Genomic DNA, 21,009 nt, shown 5'->3' with positions numbered 1-21,009 from the left:
GGCTAACTCCCTTATATGAAACAGAAAATTGAACTAGAACCCCAAGCGGCTCCCGAAAGGGGGGCGAGCAGCACGCCAAGTGTGACACAAGCCGACATTTGACACAGCTGATGTCCCATTCCCTTCAGTTATTGTTAAAAATACCGATAGCCAGAGGGACGTCATCTGCAGCGCCTGTTCAGGGTGGTCTGCAGGGTATCAAAAGGACGGGGTACTCAGGCAAGGGACTTTTGCATATACAGCGGGACAATAATGAAACAAACAATGTCGGATCTCTCCATCTTGCAGCGAGTCTACCTTGGCTTCGCGATCCTGGTGGCCGTGATGGTGGCCAGTTCACTGCTCACATTTCGTAGTCAGGAGACTCTGGGGAACGCACTGGAGCAGGTTACCCAGCAGTCTATGCCGCTGGTGATTGCTAGCAGTCAGACCCAGATCACCCTGCTCAGCGCCAACAAGTGGCTGGGGGATGTGCTCACCGAGCAGGATCCCAAACAGCTGCCGGCCGAAGTGGCCGAACTGAAACAGGCCAAGGCCGCGGTAGGCAAGAGTCTTGACGCCTTGCGCCAGCAGGTCGCCCACCACCCCGAGCTGCAAGGGGAGATGAGCACGCTCAGCCAGCAGGTCGACAGCTACCTGCAACTGACCGACACCCTGCCCGGCGAACACGAGGCACTGCTTACCCGGCTGCACAAGGTCAATCTGGCCAAGGGGCAGTTTCAGGTCAGTCTGCCCCAGTTCAAGAAGAGTCTGGGTGACATGATGGTCACCATCGACGACAGCTTTATCAAGATGCTCTCCGAGACCCTGACCACCAAGCTTTCCGCCATCGAACTCTCCACCATGGACGCCCTCAATCAGACCATTCCGGCCCCCATCGAAGGGGCGCTCAAGCGCAACAAGATGCAGATCGAGGGGTTCAACAGCACCATCAAGGATCTGCAGGGGGAGCTGAAGAACTTCGAGAACGACATGGGCCACTATGTTCACGGCTTTGTGCGCGACACCACCGCAAGCGAAGGCGTGCTCTCCCAGTATCTGGCGCTGATGAAGCAGCAGGAACAGATGCGGGAGAAGAGCAAGCAGGCGAGCGCTCTCATCGTCGAGATCCAGAACCGGCTTGAGCGGATCACCGGCCAGAGTCAGCAGCTGATGAGTCAAAGCATTCAGCACGCCAAAGCCACACAGAGCCAGAGCACCCTGACACAGGGAACCAGCATCGTCGTCGCCATCCTGATCGCCATGCTGGTGGCTTATACCCTGGGCAAGGCCATTCGCCGTCCGCTCAGGGAGCTGCTGCGGGTGCTGACCGAAGTGACTCAGGGCGACATGACCCAGCGCATCGGTTTTCAGAGCAAGAACGAATTCGGCCAGCTGGGCAGCCAGATCAACCTGCTGATTGCCCAGATGGGGGAGGTGCTGGCACAGCTTTCACAAGCGTCTGCTCAGCTTAACGATGCCGCCCACGGGAATCGCCACACCACCGAATCAGTGCGGGCGGATCTGGAGAAACAGCGGCAGGAGACCGCCTCGGTCGCCGCCGCCATGACCCAGATGGAGGCCTCGGTGCGGGAGGTGGCGCAGGCGGCCAATCAGACCCTGGAGCGGGTGCAGGATGTGGAGAAGGCCTCCGAAATGGGGCGCAAGGTGATGGCGGGTAACATCACCACCACCCATCAACTGGCGGGCAAGTTGCAGCAGACTGGCAAGGTGATTGGCGATGTGAGCGCCATGAGCAGCCAGATCGGCAATATCCTCGATGTTATTCGCGGCATCGCCGAGCAGACCAATCTGCTGGCCCTCAACGCCGCCATCGAAGCGGCGCGGGCCGGCGAGCAGGGGCGCGGCTTTGCGGTGGTGGCGGACGAGGTGCGCAGTCTGGCGGGCCGCACCGCGCAATCCACCAGCGAGATCCAGACCATGATCGAGAACCTGCAGCAGGGGGTTGCCAAGGCGGTGACCGTGATGCAGGAGTGCTCCCGCGAGATGGACAGCTGTGTCGATCAGAGCTCTCATGCCAACAACGCCATGGAGGAGGTGCAGGGGATCGTGGTGCTGATCAGCGACATGTCGAGCCAGATCGCCTCTGCGGCCGAGCAGCAGCAGGCCACCAGCGCCGATATCGCCACCAACCTCAACCGCATCTCCGATATCTCGGACCTCAACTATCAGGGGATTGAGCGGGTGGCCGAGACCAGCCAGCAGCTGGACTCCCTGGCCGAGCAGCAGGAGAGCCTGGTCAAGCGTTTTCGCCTCATCGCCTGATTAGTCGGAACTTAAAACACAAGGCCCCGCAGATGCGGGGCCTTGTAGTTAATGGGGTAAGCTGAGCGCTTAGGCGTAGGCGATAGCGCCTTTGCCCACCCCTTCATAGGCGACAATTTTGACGAATTTATCGCCCACCATCTGCTTCACTTCGCGGGCGATGTAGCAGGCCAGCAGCTCGACCGTGGTGTCGGTGTCGATCATCTCCACCTCTGCGGCGGGAATGGCCAGCTGGAACAGCCCTTGCGGTGCCACATATTTGAAACCCAGATGGTGATCACCCAGCTGGGTATTGGCGCGAGGGCTCAACGCCAGCTCGGTCAGCGCCACCTTGTCCTCTTCGGTGCCGAGGTAGATATCGCTCCAGCGTTCGGCCCAGTTGAGTTCCAGTTCATCATCGCGCTCACCATCGACGTGGATCTCGATGGGAGAGCGGTGGCCGTGGGCGATGCGCTGGCAGTTGCCATCGTGCTTTTTCAGGCCGTGGCTGTAGTGGTAGAAGGCACCGGTGATCGCCTCCTGACGCAGGGTCAGGGAGAGATCCTTGATATTGTCCGGCAGCCGTTTGGCCAGTACTGCCAGCAGGTAGCGGGTCACCGAATCTTTATCGACTTGCGGGGCTTCAATAAAGGCAAAGCCCTGAGTGGGGCAACGCAGGTGGATAGAGCGCTCCGGGCGCAGCAGATCCACAGTGCTCTCGTCACCGTCCAGAGTCTCGATGTGGATCAGCGGGCACTCGGTCGGCACCAGCAGCTTGTGATCCACCTCTTCATCGATGATCGACTTGATCAGCTTCTTTACCCGGCCAAAGTCCAGCAGCATGCTCATTTCGTTGAGCTCACCGCACATTTCGATATCTACCAGCCAGCTCTCGCCCACCATGCCGCGGCGTTCGCACAGGTAGCTGGAGTCGATCACGGTCAAATCTCTTACAAATAACTTCATCAGTCAGGCCTTGCTATAGCGAAAGGGCAGTTTGCGATATTATGACTCGCGATTATCGGCAAAGGAACTGGAACGCCCCATGAACAAACTGCTTATCAAGAATGCCACCCTGGTCAACGAAGGCCGCATCTATGCCTCCGACGTGTTGATCGAGGGGGAACGGATTGCCCGCATTGCACCCGATATCGAGGCGCCGGATGCGCTGGTCATCGATGCCGCAGGGCGTCACCTTATCCCCGGAATGATTGATGATCAGGTCCACTTTCGGGAGCCGGGATTGACCCACAAGGGGACCATCGCCAGTGAATCCCGGGCCGCCGTCGCTGGTGGCACCACCAGTTTCATGGAAATGCCCAACGTTAATCCCCAGACCACTACCCTCGATGCCCTCGAAGCCAAATACCAGATCGCTGCCAACTCCTCTGCGGCCAACTACAGCTTCTATCTCGGCGCCACCAACGACAACCTTGAAGAGATCAAACGGCTCGATCCCAAGCAGTCCTGCGGGGTCAAGGTGTTCATGGGCTCCTCGACCGGCAACATGCTGGTGGATAACCAGGAGACCCTGGCGGCCATCTTCCGCGAGAGTCCGGTGATGATCGTCACCCACTGTGAAGACACCCCGACTATCGCCAAGGCGGAAGAGGCCGCGCGGGCCAAGTGGGGCGAGAATGTGCCGATGGGCGAGCATGGCCGCATTCGCAGTGACGAGGCGTGCTACAAATCCTCCAGCATGGCGGTGGCGCTGGCCAAGCAGTACGGCGCCAAGCTGCACGTGCTGCATCTGACCTCCGCCAAGGAGCTGTCGCTGTTTACCGCCACCCCGGATCTGCGTGAGCTGAAGGACAAGAACATCACCGCCGAGGTGTGTGTACACCATCTGTTCTTCAACGAGGCCGATTACGACACCCTGGGTAGCCAGATCAAGTGCAACCCGGCGGTGAAGAGCGCGGCTGACCAGCACGCCCTGCTAGATGCCGTGCGCAATGACGTGCTCGACATCATCGCCACCGACCACGCTCCCCATACATGGGAAGAGAAGCAGAACAGCTACTTCAAGGCGCCGTCCGGTGTGCCGCTGGTACAACACTCCCTGCAGGCGCTGCTGGAGCTCTACCACAACGGCGTGTTCACTCTGGAGACCATCGTCAAGAAGACCTCCCACGCGGTGGCCGAGCGTTTTCAGGTGGAAGATCGCGGTTACATTCGCGAGGGTTACTTCGCCGATCTGGTGTTGCTGGATCTGGGCAAGCCCTATGTGGTCAACGATGACAACCTTCTCTACCACTGCGGCTGGTCGCCCTTCAATGGCTACCGCTTCCACAGCACGGTGGAGATGACCCTGGTGAACGGCCAGATCGCCTGGCAGAACGGTCAGGTCAGTGACGGAATTTTAGGCAAGCGGCTGACCTTTAACCGCTGATTGTTCGCAAAGCAGGCGAACGCACCGTGGTCGGGGAATTGGCAGTGTTTCCCTGTTGACAGGGCGGGGTCATCTCCATAAACTCTGCCCCCGTCAGCCGAGCTGACTCCGTCGGTGTGTAGCGCAGCCAGGTAGCGCATCTGCATGGGGTGTAGAGGGTCGGAGGTTCGAATCCTCTCACACCGACCAAATTCCCCGGTAAAGGCCTTGTCAAACGACAAGGCCTTTTCTTTTGCGCGCAATTCGGCGCCGGTGCGAGGCCAGGACTGGCGGATCAGGCCGGAAGGGCGGGCAGAGGCGGCAGCGAACAGAGACGGGTAGAAGAAAGGGAGATCGGAGATGGCCACTGTGATTGTGCCGCCACCGGGGTTTGTGCTGTAGTAACGGCTCAGTTGCCCACACCACTAGCCGAGGTCTTCTGTGCCTGCATCTCTGTTCAAACCGGTTTGTCTGCTGGTGCTCACCTTGCTGCTGGTGGGCTGCGCCACTCCTTATGAAAGTGAAAAGTCGTTCTGGAATGGCCAGACCGGTTTCTCCCAGACCCGGCTTGGCCCGGACAAATGGCAGCTTGAGTTTGTCGGCAACGATCTGGTGGACAGGGAGACCGCCCGCAAATATGTGCTCAAGCGGGCAGGGGAGCTGGCGCTCGCAGAAGGCTATAGCTGGCTCGGCGTCGATGAGCTGACCATTACCCGTGATGCTGTCAGGGTGACGCCATCGCGGCCGATCTTCGGGTTTGACGAGGATGAACCGGATCTCTTTATGGCCCAGATGCAGGTGCAGCACCGCATCTCGGCGCTGCTCACTTTTCGCCTGTTGCCACGGGCAATCGATGAGCGAACCCTCAACGCGAAATATCTTGCCACAATTAAAACAAACAGCGATTAATATTGGTGGTTTGCAAGATCCATATCACATACACCTAATGACAGCATAAAATTCTAGTGAAGCCTCTGGATTTACCCCCTGCTTTTAGGCATTCTCCCAGCATACCGGCCGCCAGGAATCAACGGCCCGGATCACAAAAACGGACTGTAGTGGCTCCCACGCCATTGTTTACGGCTTGCACCAATCAAACCCGGGACTCCCCCATGAAAATGAATAAACTGACGGTTGCCATCCTCATCGCCATGATGTTTGGCATCCTAACCGGCCAGGGCTATCGCATGTTTGCCGCAGATCAGGCGGCGGATTTTGCCAATAACATCACCATCCTCACCGATATCTTCCTGCGACTGATCAAGATGATCATCGCCCCGCTGGTGTTCACCACCCTGGTGGTCGGCATCGCCAAGATGGGCGATACCCGCACTGTCGGTCGCATCGGCGCAAAAACCCTCGGCTGGTTCATGCTGGCCTCCCTGATGTCCCTGAGCCTGGGTCTGGTGATGGTGACCCTGATGCAGCCGGGCGTGGGCCTCTCCCTCTCCCTGCCCAATGACACCGCCAGCTCAGGGATTGCGGCCGGCGCCATTACCCTGAAAGATTTCGTGACCCACGCCATTCCCAAGAGTGTGGTCGAGGCGATGGCCACCAACGAGATCCTGCAGATCGTGGTGTTCTCGCTGTTCTTTGGTCTGGCTGCTGCCGCGCTGGGTGATCTGGCCAAGCCGGTGGTGGTGCTGATGGCCAGCGCCGCCGAGATCATGCTGAAAGTGACCGGCTACGTGATGAACTTTGCGCCGTTCGCGGTGTTTGGTGCCATCTCCGCCATGGTGGCCAAAGAGGGTCTGGGCATTCTGGTGACCTACGGCAGCTTCATGGCTCAGTTCTACATCGCGCTGGCTTGCCTCTGGCTGCTGCTGATCGCCATGGGCAGCATTTTCCTGCGTGGTCGCGTCATCAAGTTGCTGGCGATGATCCGCGAACCCATCCTGCTGGCATTCTCTACCGCCAGCTCTGAAGCTGCCTATCCGAAGACCCTGGATCGTCTGGAGAAGTTCGGTTGTGACAAGCGCATCGCCAGCTTCGTGCTGCCGATGGGTTACTCCTTCAACCTCGACGGTTCCATGATGTACTGCACCTTCGCGGTGATGTTCATCGCCCAGGCTTATGGCATCGAGCTCTCCATGGCCCAGCAGATCACCATGCTGCTGCTGCTGATGGTCACTTCCAAAGGGATGGCCGGGGTACCGCGCGCCTCTCTGGTGGTGATTGCCGCCACCCTGAACCAGTTCCATATTCCGGAAGCGGGCATCCTGCTGCTGCTGGGGATCGACCATTTCCTCGACATGGGCCGCTCTGCCACCAACGTGCTGGGTAACGCCATCGCCGCCAGCGTGGTGGCCAAGACCGAAGACAGTCTGGGCGAGACCGATGAACTGGGCGAGCGTGAACCAGCCAAGGCCTGATCACAACGCCATGAAAAATAAACAACAACGGTCCGCCAATGCGGGCCGTTGTTGTTTATGGCTCGTCTACACTGCTAGAGAGTTTCCATCTGGAGTGTATGGTTATGAATATTGCTCGCCGACTGCAACTGATAGCCCTGCTGGTTATTCTTGCACTCATTTTCCTCAGCTGGTTCAGTATCAACCGCCTCGATTCGGCCAATCGGGATTTAGGCTATGTAACGGATAATACAGTGCCCAGTATTTCGCTGATCAAGGAGGTACAGGCCGATTTCTATGAATTGCACTCACTGGTGCAGACACATGTGCTCAATACCGATACAAGCAAGATGCAGCAGATCGAAACGGGTATTACCGAAATACGGGGACAGATCAATTCGCTGCTTGACAAATATAAGGCCGAGCTGCTCTCCAATGACGAAGATCGGCGCCTGACCGACGATGATCAACGTATTGTCGCGCAATATTATCAGGAGATAGACAAGGTGCTGCAGCTCTCCAGGCAAAACAAGAACGACGAGGCGCGAGATATGTTGGCGGGAGAGGCCACTAATCTGTTTCACCAGTTTGCCAAAGCGATCGAGCTTCACGTCAACTTCAATATTGATTTGGGATTGGAGCTGAAGGCGCAAGGCAAGGAAAACTACGACAACAGCATGCAAACCCTGCTGTTTATCGCCGGTGGTACCACAGTGCTGACGTTGGGACTGTTTGTCTGGTTGTTCAATCAGGTAGCCAACCCCCTTCGCACCGCCATGGATACCCTGACCCGGATCCAGCGCGACCTCAACTTTACCCTCAGAGCGGATGTCAGACAGCAGGATGAGATTGGCCTGACCCTCAATGCGGTTAACCGGTTGCTCGATACGCTGCAACAGACATTTACCGAGTTTTCCGTCGGTAGCTTGCAGATCAAGAGCACCGCCGAATCCCTCTCCCAGGCAGCGCAGCACTTGGCCAGCTCGGCCAGTCAGGCCAATGATGCCACCAGTCTGATCGCCGCCGGTGTGGAAGAGATGACGGTCAGCATCACAGATATCTCCCAACGTACTCAGGAGACGAGTCGTATCACCAATGAGTCAGGGCAGCTGGCGACCGAGGGGGGCAGAACCATCGATCGCACCGTCCATGCCATCAACGAGATAGCCGACTCGATCCGGCAGGCCTCGGCCGAGGTCATTGCGCTGGGTGAGGGTATTTCGCGCATTGGCGGTGTGGTCAACGTGATCCGTGATGTGGCGGGGCAGACCAACTTGCTGGCCTTGAACGCGGCCATTGAAGCGGCGAGGGCCGGGGAGTCCGGCCGTGGCTTTGCGGTGGTGGCGGATGAGGTGCGCAAACTGGCTGAGCGCACAGCCCAATCCACCCAGGAGATCTCCGCCACCGTAGAGGCCATCCAGCAGGAGTCGAACAATACGGTCTCCCGCATGAATCTGGTGGAGGAGAAGGTGAGCCAGGGGGTTGCCATGGCGACGGAGAGCGGCGCCATTATTTCCGAGATCCGCAGTGCATCGCACCGGGTAATGGATCAGGTGGGCGAGATCACCAACGCCATTCGCGAGCAGAGCGCTGCCGCCGAGTCGATTGCCCATCAGGTGGAGCAGATAGCTCAGGTCGTGCAGCAGACCAGCAGCACTGCGGAAGAGACCTCGGCCGCGGCCGAGGAGCTCAATGTCACCACCGAGAGCATCCACCAGCAGATATCCCGCTACCGCATTCAGTAACGCCGACAGTTGTCATCCATCCACTCTCCCCGCCAGCCATCTGGCGGGGATTTTTTATATGGCGGTGTCAGAAGCCGGAGCCAGGTTGCTGCAAAAATTCCACCTCTTCCGGTGTGCTGATGCGACCCAGTATGTCGTTGCGATGGGGGAAGCGGCCAAAGCGCTCGATGATCACCTGATGGCGGCGGGCAAAGTCGGCAAATCCGGCGAAGGTTGCTTGCGCCGGTGTATCGGCCTGCTCCGCTGCCAGTGCTTCGAACAGCGCCACGCTTCTGGCTTGCTGTTCACGGGATTCGGCATGTTCCAGCGGCAGATAGAAGAAGACCCGCGCCAGTGGCGAGAGGGATTGGTCTGCCCCGATGGACAACCCTTTCAGGCAGAGATCCCTTGCCAGCGGATCTTGTGCAAAGGCCGCAGGCGTGCCGCGATGGATATTACGCGGCAACTGGTCGAGCAGCAGGATCAGCGCCAGTCGACCGCTGGGGGCATCGGCCCAGTGGGCGAGGCTGCCTTCGGCCGCTGCCTGTGCCAGCTCGCCGAAGCGGCTGGCCAGCAGGGCATCCGTTTCGCTGCTTTTTCCCCACCAGAGGGGGGCTTGCCGGGTGGCCCGGAGGGCGTCATCGGCCTCGTCGCCAAACCAGAGATCGAGCAGAGGTTGCCAGGGTTGCATGGGAACTCCTTGAGGTGATTCAGAGGGAACCAAGATCAAATGGCTCAGGGGTGCTGCCGAAACGGCGGCTTCTCGTTACACTGTGCCATCTTTTGCTCGAAAGACGTAACCCCCGATGGCGAGCGCCCGATTCTTGGCGCGGCCGATGATGGCCTGCGCTCGCCATGAGGTGGTCCTGTTGACCCTGGTGGTTATCGGGACGTACACCTCTCTCCCGGGGGGGGGGCTCACTGATATAAGGAATCTTTGATATGGCCGGAACCAGTTTGTTGGCCCTGCTCGATGATATCGCCAGCGTGCTTGATGATGTGGCGCTGATGACCAAGGTCGTGGTGAACAAGCGCGAGACATTTTTCGGGAAGACGTTTCTCACTGATATAAGGGATCTTTGATATGGCTGGAACCAGTTTGTTGGCCCTGCTCGATGATATCGCCAGCGTGCTTGATGACGTGGCGCTGATGACCAAGATGGCGGCGAAGAAGACCGCTGGGGTGTTGGGGGATGATCTGGCCCTCAACGCGGAGCAGGTATCCGGGGTGCGTGCCGAGCGGGAGTTGCCGGTGGTATGGGCGGTGGCCAAGGGCTCATTTCGCAACAAGCTGATTCTGGTGCCTGCCGCCATCGCCATCAGTGCCCTGGTCCCATGGCTTATCACGCCGCTTTTGATGCTGGGAGGCGCCTACCTCTGCTTTGAGGGGGCCGAGAAGCTGGCCCACAAGTTCCTGCCTCATGAAGTGAGCGAGGGTGAGGCACACACAGCTTCTATTCCCGATGATCTGGTGGCCTTCGAGCAGCAGAAGGTAAAGGGAGCAATCCGCACCGATTTTATTCTCTCTGCCGAGATCATCGTCATCGCCCTTGGCACGGTACAGGGAGCAAGCCTCGCGCTGCAGCTCTCGGTAGTGGCGGGCATCGCCCTGCTGATGACCATCGGGGTCTACGGGTTGGTGGGGCTGATCGTCAAGCTCGATGACATCGGTCTGCATCTGCTGCAAAAGCCCGATGGCAGCGCCCTGCGCCGCGCGGTGGGGCAGGGACTGTTGGTGACGGCTCCTCGTCTGATGCACCTGCTGGCACTGGTCGGCACCATCGCCATGTTTATGGTGGGCGGCGGCATTCTGGTGCATGGCTGGCCCTTTGCCCATCACCTGATTGAAGGTGCAGCCGCAGTTGTCGCCACCCTGCCCACTGTGGGGGCCGTACTGGCGGCGGTGACGCCGACTCTGCTCAACGCCGTGGCCGGTGTGGTGGCGGGTCTGCTGCTGGTTGCCGTGATGACGCTGGTGAGCCGTCTTGCCCCGGCCAAGGGATAAGCGAGCTTGCGGGCCATTGTCTCTTTTTTCCTCTCTTCATTTTTTGGCCTTCGGGTTGCCCGGTTTCGGACTTGCTGCCCGCAGGTCTGTTGCGCCTCCCGATAAAGGCCTTTGCGAGAAGTTATGTATCAACAACAGTGGAATAACGACCATATCTACCCGGGCCTCTACAGCCCAGAGCTGGAAGCGGACATGCACGCAGCCCGCCACGCGCTGGAAGAGCTGGCCAGCTATATGGCGGGTCTGGACGGGGTGCGCGACGCTGACGCAGCGCTGCTGGATTTCTTGCGGGAAGTGCGGCTGCGCGCCCGTGATATTCGCCATATCGGCTGGAACGTCGCCATTCTGGCCGCGTGCCGCGGCAGTCAGGATGCGCGGGATCCGCAGGCCAAGCAGCTGGCGTCCCGTGCCCGCGCCCTCAACGCCGATCTGTTCAAGACCCTGGCACCGGTGGAAGATCTGATGCTGGCGTTGCCGGAAGATGAATTTGCCGCGCTGATGAGTGATCCGCTGCTCGGTGAGGAGGCGTACCGCCTGCGCCACGAGCGTCGTTTGCAGGATCAGCGCCTGCCGGTGGAGGCGGAGCAACTGGTGATCGGTCTGGGCACCGATGGCCTGCACGCCTGGGGCAACCTCTACAACGATCTGGTGGGCAAGATCCGCTTGACCATTGATGGCCGCGAGATGGGGCTGGCGGAGGCGAGCAATCTACTCTCCAGCCCGATACGTGCGCTGCGTTTAGAAGCCTTTAATGCCATCAGCGCCGGTTGGGAAGGGGAGCAGGAGACGGTTGCCGCTATCCTCAATGCCCTTAACGGCTGGCGGCTGGAGCTGGCCCGTCAGCGCGGCAACACCCGTGTGCTCGATGCGCTGGATCTCTCCTGCCACCAGAGCCATATCGAGCGTGCCACCCTCGATGCCCTGATGAGCGAAACCTGGCGAGCCCGTGGGTTGGGTCAGCGGGCGCTGGGGCTGATGGCCGAGCGCCTTGGTCTTGACGATCTGGGGCCGGAGGATCTCTTTGCGCCGCCGCCAGCTTCCAGCAGCCGTGACATTTCTTTTGATGAGGCGATTGAGTTGATTGCCGATGCCTTTAGCCGTTTCGATCCCGAGATGGGGGCGTTTGCCCGCATGATGGCCGAGAAGGGGTGGATTGATGCGGCGCCCACGCCAAATCGCCGCACCGGCGCCTACTGCACCAAGTTTGCCGAACCGGTCGAACCGCGGGTCTTCGTTACCTATGCCGGCACCATGGACAATGTCATTACCTTGGCCCACGAGCTGGGTCACGCCTGGCACAACTGGATGATCCGCGATCTGCCGATGAGTCAGCGTAGCTATCCCATGACGCTGGCCGAAACGGCCTCCATCTTTGCCGAGACTCTGGTGCGCAGCGCCCTGTTCGAGCAGGCGCAAAGCCCGGAAGAGCAGTTGGCCATCGCCTGGGCCGAGGCCGACGGCGCGGCCACCTTCCTGGTCAATATCCCGGCTCGCTTCGATTTCGAGCAGGCCTTGGTGGCCGAGCGAGCGCAGGGTTATGTGTCGGCAGAGCGGCTCAAGGCGTTGACCGACGAGGCGTGGGGACGCTGGTATGAGGGGAGCCTGACCCGCTATCACCCCATGTTCTGGGCGGCCAAGGCGCACTTCTCCATCGCGGGGCTGGGCTTTTACAACTATCCCTATCTGTTCGGTTATCTGTTCAGCCTCGGGGTCTATCAGCAGTTGATGAGCCGCAAGGCGGCGGGGGAAGAGGGCATTGCCGAGGCCTATCGTGCCTTGTTGCGCGATACTGGCCGGATGAGCGCCGAAGATCTGGTAGCCAAGCATCTGGGGCAGGATATCCGTGAGGCCGCCTTCTGGCAGGGGAGTCTGGCACAGGTAGCGCAGGCGGTAGAACGCTTCGCGCAGTTGCCTGCCTGATTGGGTCAGCGGTGATATTAACAAACAGGCCCCCGGACAGTCTCGCTGTCCGGGGGCCTGTTTGTTATGCCTGCTTTTGTTGCGGTTTGATGGGACCAACGAATAGAGGACGGGTCTGGTGAGTCAGATCAGGCTGATAGCCGTTGAAGAAGAGGTTGAGCAGTACCGAACTGATGGTGGCCAACAGAATACCGCTATGAAAAAGCGGTTGTAGCTGCGCCGGAAGTTGTTGGAAAAAATTCCCGGAGACCGTCGGGATCATGCCAATTCCGAGACTGATGGCGACGATATAGAGGTTGTGACGGTTGCTGTTGTAATCGGTGCGCGCCAGGATGCGAATGCCGGTGGCCAGCACCATACCGAACATGACGATACCGGCGCCCCCCAGTACGAAGGGCGGGATGGAGGCGACCAGCACCGACATCTTGGGGATGAAGCCAAAGGCGAGCAGGATCCCCCCCGACATCACACAGACCCAGCGACTCGACACCCCAGTCACGCTCACCAGACCGATATTCTGGGAGAAGGAGGTGTGGGGGAAGCTGTTGAATATCCCACCAATAATGGTGCCGATGCCATCCACCCGCAGCCCGCGTACGATATCACCGCGCCTGGCCGGATGGCCGACGATGTCGCCAAGGGCCAGAAACATCCCCATGGATTCGATAAAGGTGATCAGCATGATCACCGTCAGGGTGGCGATGGAGATGGGATCGAAGGTAGGCCAGCCGAAGGCGAAGGGCACTATGGGGGCAAACCAGGCTGCCTCGCCGAGGCCATCGAGGCTTACTTCGCCCATGGCGATGGCCACCACGAAACCGAAGATGATCCCGAGCAGCACCGAGATATTGCTGAAAAAGCCCTTGGTGAAGCGTGTCACCAGCAGGATAAAGACGAGCACCAGAAAGCTGGTGCCGATATAGCGCAGGCTGCCATATTCCGGATTGCCCTTCCCCCCTGCCATCCAGTCGATCCCCACCTGCATGATGCTGATCCCGATGGAGGTGATAACCACCCCGGTGACGACGGTGGGGAAGAGCGGCATCAGCCGACCTATCAGCGGCACCAGCAGGGTCGAGATGATACCGGCGGCGATGGTGGCGCCGAAGATGCCCGTCAGCCCCAGATCCGGGTTGGCTCCGATGGCCAGCATCGGCATCACGGCGGCAAAGGTGACCGACATGATGACCGGCAGCCGGATCCCGGCAAAGCGGCCAATCCCGACACATTGCAGCAGGGTGACGATGCCGCAGCAGAAGAGATCCGAACTGATAAGGTAGGAGATTTGATCCTTGGGCAGCCCCAGACTGCCGCCAATCACCAGCGGCACCGCCACGGCACCGGCATACATCACCAGCACATGTTGCAGGCCGAGGGTAAAGAGCTGGCCCATGGGGAGCATGCGCTCCACTTCATCCACCGGGCGCTTGCGCGTACCCGGACGAGGGGAGGGGGGGTTGGTCTCGTTCATCAAATATTTGCGCGAGAAACCACTTCCTTTAGGTGGTGGAGGGATAGCGCGACAACCGAAGGTTGTCCCTGTGCTCGCTTCCTTTAATTGGCTATCTTGGTTTGTGACTGGTGATAGCGATAGCCATCACCCCGTTGGATCAGCTGGCAATACTTATGGGAGATCCCCTCAATAACATTGCCACCTGCCTGTATATTAAAACTGCCTGTTTTTCTGATTGCAACGCGCCCAATATGCCGCCCTGCTTTTTTGCTGCTGGCGGGCACCATCGCCAGAACAATATCTCCTGTCTGAAATCCTTTGATTCGCTTCTCTCTGATGGAGTGACCTCGGGGAAAACCGAATTTATTTAGCTTGGCTCGCTGGTACATGCCGCGCCCCATGCAAGTGACGGTGAGCGTTGGTCGCCGCCAGTCGGTCACTGCATCAATCTTTCCAACACAAACCGCATCCAGCGCGTGAGTCTTGGGAATGCCAAGCTGGCTTCTGTTGAATTTTGTCCTGCCACCGGAGGCAGACTCAACAGGGAGTCCTGTCTTTTTTAGCTCGTTCAACAGCGCCCAGCGAGTGCTATTGACGGCAGCAGCATCCCGTAATGGGGCCTTTAGCTTCGCCAGAATGCGCCTTAGTGTCGCGCCATCCTTAACAAACTCTTCGATTGAACGAGCGCCTTTCTTGGTATTGCAGGGGCCACAAGCCAGCGTCAGATTGCTGATCCGGTTTGAGCCACCACGCGCCTTCGGCACCACATGTTCAATCTGTAGGGGAACCTCTTTTTTGCTACAGTAAGCGCAGCTTCGTCCCCACTTCTCCAGCAAATACTCCCGCACTTCATAGCCAAACAGCGTACCTTGCTGATACTCCACACCGCCGATGTCGGGGTTTTCCATCGCCTGCATGTCAAACCTGACCAGCTCGCTGACCAATCCTGACACTGGAGCCCAACGGCGTAGCCGTGCTACCCAATTGATGGTGGTTTCAACCCGATGGCGCAGGGACGGGGCCAGCCAGCCTTTGGGTTTGGTGCGATTATTAAAGCGCGGCGCACGGTAGCGCAACTGACCACGGCGGCGTCTTCGCATTGCTCTGCGAGCTGTCAGCGATTCACTGATCTGGCGGCCACGATGGATTAATTCCATCAGAAACAGCACGGAAACCGAGCGACCGATGCCCACTGGTTCGGCAACTCTGACCACGGCAACGCCAGTGGTTTTGCTGCCAGGATCTAATTTTACCTGTAGTGGTTGCAATGAAGCGTCTTGCAATCTGATGTCGGTCAGTCGAATAACGAACGGCACCAGTCGATGCACCCGCGCACGATGATGCGACAGCAGCAATCTGGCGCGTTTTTCAGAGCAAGGCATCAATGGTTTGCCATGTTTATCCAATACAAAAACCGACATAATTCTCCAATAATTATTACCCTTACGGGTCTGGTGACGCAGGGACGATGCCCTGTCTCCCTTCGACCATGTTGTGCAGCAGGTGGCTATGACTGATAGCCGATCAACGCCTGTTTCGTGCCTACCCTTGGCGTGTCTACTGCGTTAATTTCCAGAGCGCCGAACTCAGGAAGCATTCGGCGGTGGGTCTACTGTCTTCTACACAACGTAGTGCCTGTTAAAGCACTGGGTCTGGACAATCTAAGGCTTGCAGATTACTACCTTACAAGCCTCTCCCTTTAGGGAGGGGTGATTGACGAACAGATCACTCCTTGAAGCCCGAGCAACCGCTACAGGCAAGATAGTGAAAGCCGCAGCTTTCCCGGTCATTGATCTCGAGTATTGACTGACGTGCCAGATCCCTTTGCGGTGATGAGAGGGATCCGGTGCAGCACGGGTCAGTGCACAAAACATGCACAACGCCGGTCATGAACGAAAACGTTTAGCGCTAACGCCTTGTTTTTGTGGGATGAGTCACATCCTGGCCTGATAAGTGGCCAGGGTGGGGCGGCATCGAGCGGGAGGGGGATCTCACATTGGTAATGTTTTTATCATTATCGGGAGGCCACTCTCACTTTGATAGCCAATCGCTGGCCCCCGGGTGAACGACGCCGTCGTGACAGGCCATGTTCAGGTCTATGGGCGTGATCCAAAGCAAGAAAGTTGGATGTTTTGGTGGCGCGCTGGGCAGCCGCTGGGGTAGTTTCGATAAAACCGACACAGTTCCTGAGGTCTTATCCATGATCATCTATCTGCATGGCTTTGATGCCACCAGCCCCGGCAATCACGAGAAAGTGCTGCAGTTGCAGTTTATTGATGATGATGTGCGTTTCGTGCACTACAGCACGGTTCACCCCCGTCATGATATGAGCCATCTGCTCAAGGAAGTGAAAAAACAGCTCGATATGAGTACCGATCCCAAACCGCTGATCTGCGGGGTTGGATTGGGTGCTTACTGGAGCGAGCGGATCGGCTTTCTGTGCGGTATTCGCCAGGTGCTCTTCAACCCCAACCTCCATCCGGAAGAGAACATGCAGGGCAAGATCGACCGGCCGGAGGAATATGACGATATCGGTACCAAGTGTGTAACTGAATTTCGTAAGAAAAATTCAGGAAACTGTCTGTGCATCCTTTCCGTTCAGGATGAAGTGCGCGATAATCGGGACACTGAACGTGAATTGAAGAACTATTACGACATCGTGTGGGATGAGCGCGAGACCCATAAGTTCAAAAATATCTCGCATCATCTGCAGCGGATGAAGGCCTTCAAAGAAGCCTGATCCATCACGTCGACCGATTTCGTTTTAGGGAGCCAATGGCTCCCTTTCGTTTTGAGGAACCGAGGAAAATCATCATGATGAATATTGTCGTTGTAGGCGGCGGCGCCGGTGGCCTGGAGCTGGCCACCAGTCTGGGTCGCAAGCTTGGCAAAAAGAACAAGGCCAAGATCACCTTGGTTGACCGTAACCGCACCCACCTGTGGAAGCCGCTGCTGCACGAAGTGGCCACCGGCTCCATGGATGCGGGCATCGATGCCCTGAGCTACCAGTCCCATGCCAAGAACCACGGTTTCGACTTCCAGCTCGGCACCCTGACCGACATCCAGCGTGACGAGAAGCGCATCGTGCTGGCCCCGATCCATGACGACAATGGCGACATCGTGGTCAACGAGCGCGCCGTGCCTTATGACGTCCTGGTGATGGCTATCGGTTCTGTCTCCAACGACTTCAACACCAAGGGCATCAAGGATCACTGCATCTTCCTCGATAGCCCCTCCCAGGCGCACCGTTTCCACAACAGCATGATGAACCGCTTCCTGCAGTTCGCCACCGAATATAAGCCGGGCGACAAGGTGAAGATTGCCATCGTCGGCGGCGGCGCCACCGGCGTCGAGCTCTCTGCCGAGCTCTACAACGCGGTCGAGCAGCTCTACGCCTACGGCTTCAAGAACCTCACCACCGACAGCCTGAAGGTGACTCTGGTGGAAGCGGGCCCGCGCATCCTGCCAGCTCTGCCGGAGCGCATCAGCGGCGCTGCCCATCAGGAGCTGGTCAAGCTGGGGGTGGACGTGCGTACCGCCACCATGATCACCGAAGCGACGGCCGAAGGTCTGCACACCAAGGATGGCGAGCTGATTGAAGCTGACCTGATGGTGTGGGCGGCCGGTATCAAGGCACCTGACTTCATGAAGGATATCGCGGGCCTTGAGACCAACCGCATCAACCAGCTGGTGGTGAAAGAGACCCTGCAGACTACCCGTGATGAGAACATCTTCGTTATCGGTGACTGCGCCGCCTGTCCGCAGCCGGATGGCAAGTTTGTGCCGCCGCGCGCCCAGTCTGCCCACCAGATGGCCAGCCAGGCGTTCAAGAACATTCTGGCCAAGATGAACGGCGGTGAGATGAAGCCCTACCTCTACCACGACCACGGTTCGCTGGTCTCCCTCAGCCGCTTCTCCACCGTGGGCAGTCTGATGGGTAACCTGATGCGCGGCTCCATGATGGTGGAGGGCTACATTGCCCGTCTGGTTTACATCTCCCTCTATCGGATGCACCAGATCGCCCTGCATGGCTACGTCAAGACCGGCCTCATCATGCTGGTGGGTCGCATCAACCGGGTACTGCGCCCGACCCTGAAGCTGCACTAAGCCGGGATTTGGCACAATTCGGAATACCAAAAGGAGAGGCGATGGCCTTAATGCCGATCAGTTAAGGATCCATTGACCGATCCTTCTGATGTGTGAAAATCCGAAACCTGTTGATTGGTTTCGGATTTTTTATGCGTATCGACCAGGCTCTCGACTTCCTCCACGCTAGCAATGCCGCTCAGTTTGAGTCACTCTCCGACCTCATTCCCAACGAGCTCATCACCACTCTGCTCGGCGAAGAGGGCGTCGCTACCCTGCGCCGTCGATGGCGTGATGTGGCGCACACCCGATACCCCGGACAATGTCGCTGCCTTTGCCAAACCTGGCACCCAGCATGGGGAGACCGCTTATCCGCAGGTGCGCATGCTCTGTCAGATGGAGCTGACCAGCCACCTACTCACGCAAGCCGTCATGGAGAGCTGCGCCGTCAACGAGATGGTACTGGCCGAGCAACTCATCGCGCGCACACCGGACCACTCGCTCACACTGTTCGACAAGGGGTTCTACTCCCTCGGCCTGCTCCACGCATGGCAGGCTGCGGGCGTTGAGCGGCACTGGTTGCTGCCGCTCAAAAAGGGCACCCAATACGAGGTGGTGCGCAAACTGGGACGCCAGGATGCACTGGTCTTGCTGAAAACCAGCCCACAGGCGAGGAAGAAGTGGCCGCACCTGCCGGACACAGTGGAAGCCCGCCTGCTGACCCGCCACATCAATGGCAAGGAGCGCCAAGTATTGACCTCAATGGTCGACCCGATGCGCTTCCCGGGTGCCGACATCGTTGAGCTTTACAGCCACCGCTGGGAAATCGAGTTGGGCTATCGGGAGATGAAGCACAGCCTGCAACAACACCGGCTGACCCTGCGCAGCAAGAAAGCGGCGGGGATACGGCAAGAGCTGTGGGGCGTGCTGCTGGCGTATAACCTGCTGCGCAGCCAGATGGTAAAGATGGCGGCGAGTCTGAAGGGATACACGGCGAGCCAGCTGAGTTTTCACATGGCATCGGTGTACCTCATCCATGAACTGAGCTGCATGCCGTACCTGTCACCGGGGAGTATCCCGAAGCGGGTGGCGGAGCTGGATAAGCAGGCGGGGCAGTTTGTCTTGCCGGAGCGAAGGGAGCGGAGTTACCCCCGCAGTGTGAAGGTAAGACCGCAAAAGTATGCGGTGCAAAAAGCCAATAAAAACAATGCCAGTCAGGCTTAACTGACTGGCATTAAGGCGATGGCCTCTCCTTTTTTATGGGCGCAGATCAGGAAAGAGAGAGCTACTTGCCCAGATAGGTGCGGTCGAAGAAGGTATTGACCCAGTGAGGGCGGTAGATGGCCAGCACCGTCATCGCCATGCCGTTGAGCAGAGCTTCGGGGAACAGCAGCAGTGGCCAGATGGAGAGATAATCCGCCGTGATGGTGTGCCAGGGGTAGCTGTGACTTAGCCCCATCAGCAACGCACTGGCGGCCACCTTGACCGAGATGGTGATGGCGCCGCCGAGAAAGGCGGCCACGAAGATATAGACAAAGAGATGGCGCGGCAGCCAGGCCCAGCTGGCCAGAAACAGCAGCCAGCTGATGGCCACCGGCAGGGCGATACCAACCAGTGCCTGCCAGCCAAAATCGGCCAGATTGGTGACGCCGAAGTAACCGAGCACCAGCAGGGTCAGACAGGGGGCTAGCAGCGCCAGCCGCCAGCCCAGCAGCAGGGTGAGGGAGGTGAGCCCGAGAAAATGGACCTCCAGCCCCTCATGCAGACCGGCCCTTAGATACCAGAGCGGCACCAGCGCGATGGCACTGCCCAGCAGCAGGTGCTGATAGAGGGGGTTGTCATGGAGGGTCTGCCACAGGGAGCGGCGCAGGCTGAAGGCCAGCAGTAGCAGCCAGATCAGGAGGGCGGCGAGTTGTCCTTCACTCATCTTGTCGTCCATTTATGCAGTAGAGTCCGGGCGGCCTTCCCGACCGCCCCATAGCAGAGCAGGCTGACGAATCAGCCTGCTTTTACCATCAATATTTGACGTTGTTGTGGTACTTGCCGAGGATGCCCTTGACCCGTTCCATGGTCTCCTTGCTGGGGGGCTTGATCCCGCTCAGCTCGTACGGGTCTCCCAGCACGTCCCACTTGTGTTTGCCGAGCTCATGGTAGGGGAGCAGCTCCACCTTCTCCACGCTATCGCCCAGCTCGGCGATAAACTGGCCCAGCCCTTCGGCGCTCTCGTCGTCGTCGCTCCAGGTCGGTACCACCACGTAGCGGATCCACATGGTCTTGCCTTTGGCTGCCAGATAGCGGGCAAACTCCAGGGTGTATCTGTTGCTGACGTGGGTCAGCGGAATGTGTTTCTCGTCATTGATCTGTTTGATATCGAGCAGTACCAGATCGGTCTGTTCGAGCAGCTTGTCCACCTGTTCGTCGAGATGACGGACGAAGCCGTTGGTGTCGAGACAGGTGTGGATCCCTTTCTCTTTGCAGGCGGTAAAGAGTTCGGTAATGAAAGCCGGTTGCAGCATGGCTTCACCGCCGGACGCTGTCACGCCACCGCCGGAGGCATTCATGAAGTGGCGATAGCTGGTGATGTCACTCATCAACTCCGGTACGGTCACTTCGCGACCACCCTCGGTATCCCAGGTATCACGGTTGTGGCAGTACTTGCAGCGCATCAGGCAGCCTTGCATGAATACGATAAAGCGTATCCCCGGACCATCGACAGTGCCGCAGGTTTCGACGGAATGGATCCGGCCAATGGTGCCGTGAGATCCGGCTGGCTGGCTGATTTCAACGGCAGGGATCCGATTAATGACAGACATAAACAACTCCAACGATTCGAGCAGGCCGTGATTTTATTACATAAA

16 protein-coding genes, 1 tRNA gene and 1 pseudogene are annotated in these 21,009 nt (G+C 58.5%); 12 read left to right on the top strand and 6 right to left on the bottom strand.

The annotated features are described in order from the left end of the window. Positions 1 to 252 precede the first annotated feature (252 nt). Positions 253 to 2,265, top strand: coding sequence for a methyl-accepting chemotaxis protein (locus AB5Y97_RS08055; protein ID WP_368157513.1), 2,013 nt, complete (start codon positions 253 to 255; stop codon positions 2,263 to 2,265). 69 nt (positions 2,266 to 2,334) lie between these two features. On the opposite strand, the gene AB5Y97_RS08050 is transcribed toward AB5Y97_RS08055, so the two are convergent. Next, the gene (locus AB5Y97_RS08050) at positions 2,335 to 3,210 is read right to left on the bottom strand and encodes a 6-carboxytetrahydropterin synthase (protein ID WP_042060324.1); all 876 of its coding nucleotides are present in this window, start codon (positions 3,208 to 3,210) and stop codon (positions 2,335 to 2,337) included. Positions 3,211 to 3,289: 79 nt separating this feature from the next. Here AB5Y97_RS08050 and AB5Y97_RS08045 point away from each other — a divergent pair, with 79 nt between their 5' ends. From AB5Y97_RS08045 to AB5Y97_RS08025, 5 genes are all read left to right on the top strand, one after another. Continuing rightward, positions 3,290 to 4,633: a dihydroorotase gene (locus AB5Y97_RS08045; RefSeq protein WP_042060322.1), complete on the top strand. Its 1,344-nt coding sequence runs from the start codon at positions 3,290 to 3,292 to the stop codon at positions 4,631 to 4,633. Between the two features lie 112 nt (positions 4,634 to 4,745). Then, positions 4,746 to 4,822: transfer RNA gene (locus tag AB5Y97_RS08040), tRNA-Pro, on the top strand. Positions 4,823 to 5,053: 231 nt separating this feature from the next. Beyond that, entirely contained in the window at positions 5,054 to 5,521 is a 468-nt protein-coding gene (locus AB5Y97_RS08035) for a hypothetical protein (RefSeq protein WP_042061885.1), read from the top strand. Between the two features lie 203 nt (positions 5,522 to 5,724). Continuing rightward, entirely contained in the window at positions 5,725 to 6,984 is a 1,260-nt protein-coding gene (locus tag AB5Y97_RS08030; protein WP_042061883.1) for a dicarboxylate/amino acid:cation symporter, read from the top strand. 104 nt (positions 6,985 to 7,088) lie between these two features. Continuing rightward, complete coding sequence (locus tag AB5Y97_RS08025) at positions 7,089 to 8,708, top strand: methyl-accepting chemotaxis protein (RefSeq protein WP_275057930.1); 1,620 nt, start codon at positions 7,089 to 7,091, stop codon at positions 8,706 to 8,708. Positions 8,709 to 8,775: 67 nt separating this feature from the next. Here the strand turns inward: AB5Y97_RS08025 and AB5Y97_RS08020 are convergent, their stop codons facing one another. After that, on the bottom strand, positions 8,776 to 9,378 hold the full coding sequence (locus tag AB5Y97_RS08020; protein WP_042061881.1) for a DUF924 family protein: 603 nt from the start codon (positions 9,376 to 9,378) through the stop codon (positions 8,776 to 8,778). Positions 9,379 to 9,629: 251 nt separating this feature from the next. On the opposite strand from AB5Y97_RS08020, the gene AB5Y97_RS08015 reads away from it, so the two are divergent. The 3 genes from AB5Y97_RS08015 to AB5Y97_RS08005 all read left to right on the top strand — a co-directional run bounded on the left by AB5Y97_RS08015 (position 9,630) and on the right by AB5Y97_RS08005 (position 12,612). Next, on the top strand, positions 9,630 to 9,770 hold the full coding sequence (locus tag AB5Y97_RS08015) for a hypothetical protein (protein ID WP_021231002.1): 141 nt from the start codon (positions 9,630 to 9,632) through the stop codon (positions 9,768 to 9,770). Position 9,771: 1 nt separating this feature from the next. Further along, positions 9,772 to 10,692: a DUF808 domain-containing protein gene (locus tag AB5Y97_RS08010; protein WP_042061879.1), complete on the top strand. Its 921-nt coding sequence runs from the start codon at positions 9,772 to 9,774 to the stop codon at positions 10,690 to 10,692. A 123-nt stretch (positions 10,693 to 10,815) separates the two neighbouring features. After that, positions 10,816 to 12,612, top strand: coding sequence for a M3 family oligoendopeptidase (locus tag AB5Y97_RS08005; RefSeq protein WP_368157509.1), 1,797 nt, complete (start codon positions 10,816 to 10,818; stop codon positions 12,610 to 12,612). Positions 12,613 to 12,676: 64 nt separating this feature from the next. Here the strand turns inward: AB5Y97_RS08005 and AB5Y97_RS08000 are convergent, their stop codons facing one another. Together AB5Y97_RS08000 and iscB are read right to left on the bottom strand one after the other, a co-directional pair. Continuing rightward, positions 12,677 to 14,083 carry a nucleobase:cation symporter-2 family protein gene (locus tag AB5Y97_RS08000; RefSeq protein ID WP_368157507.1) on the bottom strand — a complete coding sequence of 469 codons (1,407 nt, stop codon included), beginning with the start codon at positions 14,081 to 14,083 and terminating at the stop codon, positions 12,677 to 12,679. A gap of 83 nt (positions 14,084 to 14,166) precedes the next feature. Beyond that, positions 14,167 to 15,486 (bottom strand): RNA-guided endonuclease IscB, encoded by a 1,320-nt coding sequence (gene iscB / locus AB5Y97_RS07995; RefSeq protein WP_368157505.1) that lies wholly within the window; start codon positions 15,484 to 15,486, stop codon positions 14,167 to 14,169. A gap of 779 nt (positions 15,487 to 16,265) precedes the next feature. Between iscB and ycfP the strand changes: the two genes are divergently transcribed. From ycfP to AB5Y97_RS07980, 3 genes and pseudogenes are all read left to right on the top strand, one after another. Further along, a complete protein-coding gene (gene ycfP, locus AB5Y97_RS07990) occupies positions 16,266 to 16,805 on the top strand; it encodes an alpha/beta hydrolase YcfP (RefSeq protein ID WP_042061892.1) in 540 nt (179 codons plus the stop codon). A 74-nt stretch (positions 16,806 to 16,879) separates the two neighbouring features. Then, positions 16,880 to 18,172 carry an NAD(P)/FAD-dependent oxidoreductase gene (locus AB5Y97_RS07985; protein ID WP_042061875.1) on the top strand — a complete coding sequence of 431 codons (1,293 nt, stop codon included), beginning with the start codon at positions 16,880 to 16,882 and terminating at the stop codon, positions 18,170 to 18,172. Between the two features lie 131 nt (positions 18,173 to 18,303). Further along, positions 18,304 to 19,375 (top strand): annotated as a pseudogene (locus tag AB5Y97_RS07980) (IS4 family transposase). Positions 19,376 to 19,436: 61 nt separating this feature from the next. Here the strand turns inward: AB5Y97_RS07980 and AB5Y97_RS07975 are convergent. Continuing rightward, positions 19,437 to 20,078 (bottom strand): energy-coupling factor ABC transporter permease, encoded by a 642-nt coding sequence (locus AB5Y97_RS07975; protein WP_042061887.1) that lies wholly within the window; start codon positions 20,076 to 20,078, stop codon positions 19,437 to 19,439. Positions 20,079 to 20,166: 88 nt separating this feature from the next. After that, the gene (pflA, locus tag AB5Y97_RS07970) at positions 20,167 to 20,964 is read right to left on the bottom strand and encodes a pyruvate formate lyase 1-activating protein (RefSeq protein ID WP_082040765.1); all 798 of its coding nucleotides are present in this window, start codon (positions 20,962 to 20,964) and stop codon (positions 20,167 to 20,169) included. Positions 20,965 to 21,009: the final 45 nt, after the last annotated feature.

Source organism: Aeromonas sp. R10-2 (genome assembly GCF_040908445.1).
In the GTDB taxonomy this organism is placed as follows: domain Bacteria; phylum Pseudomonadota; class Gammaproteobacteria; order Enterobacterales; family Aeromonadaceae; genus Aeromonas; species Aeromonas veronii.
The sequence above is the reverse complement of the archived record's forward strand: the minus strand, read 5'-3'. Positions and strand labels throughout refer to the sequence as shown.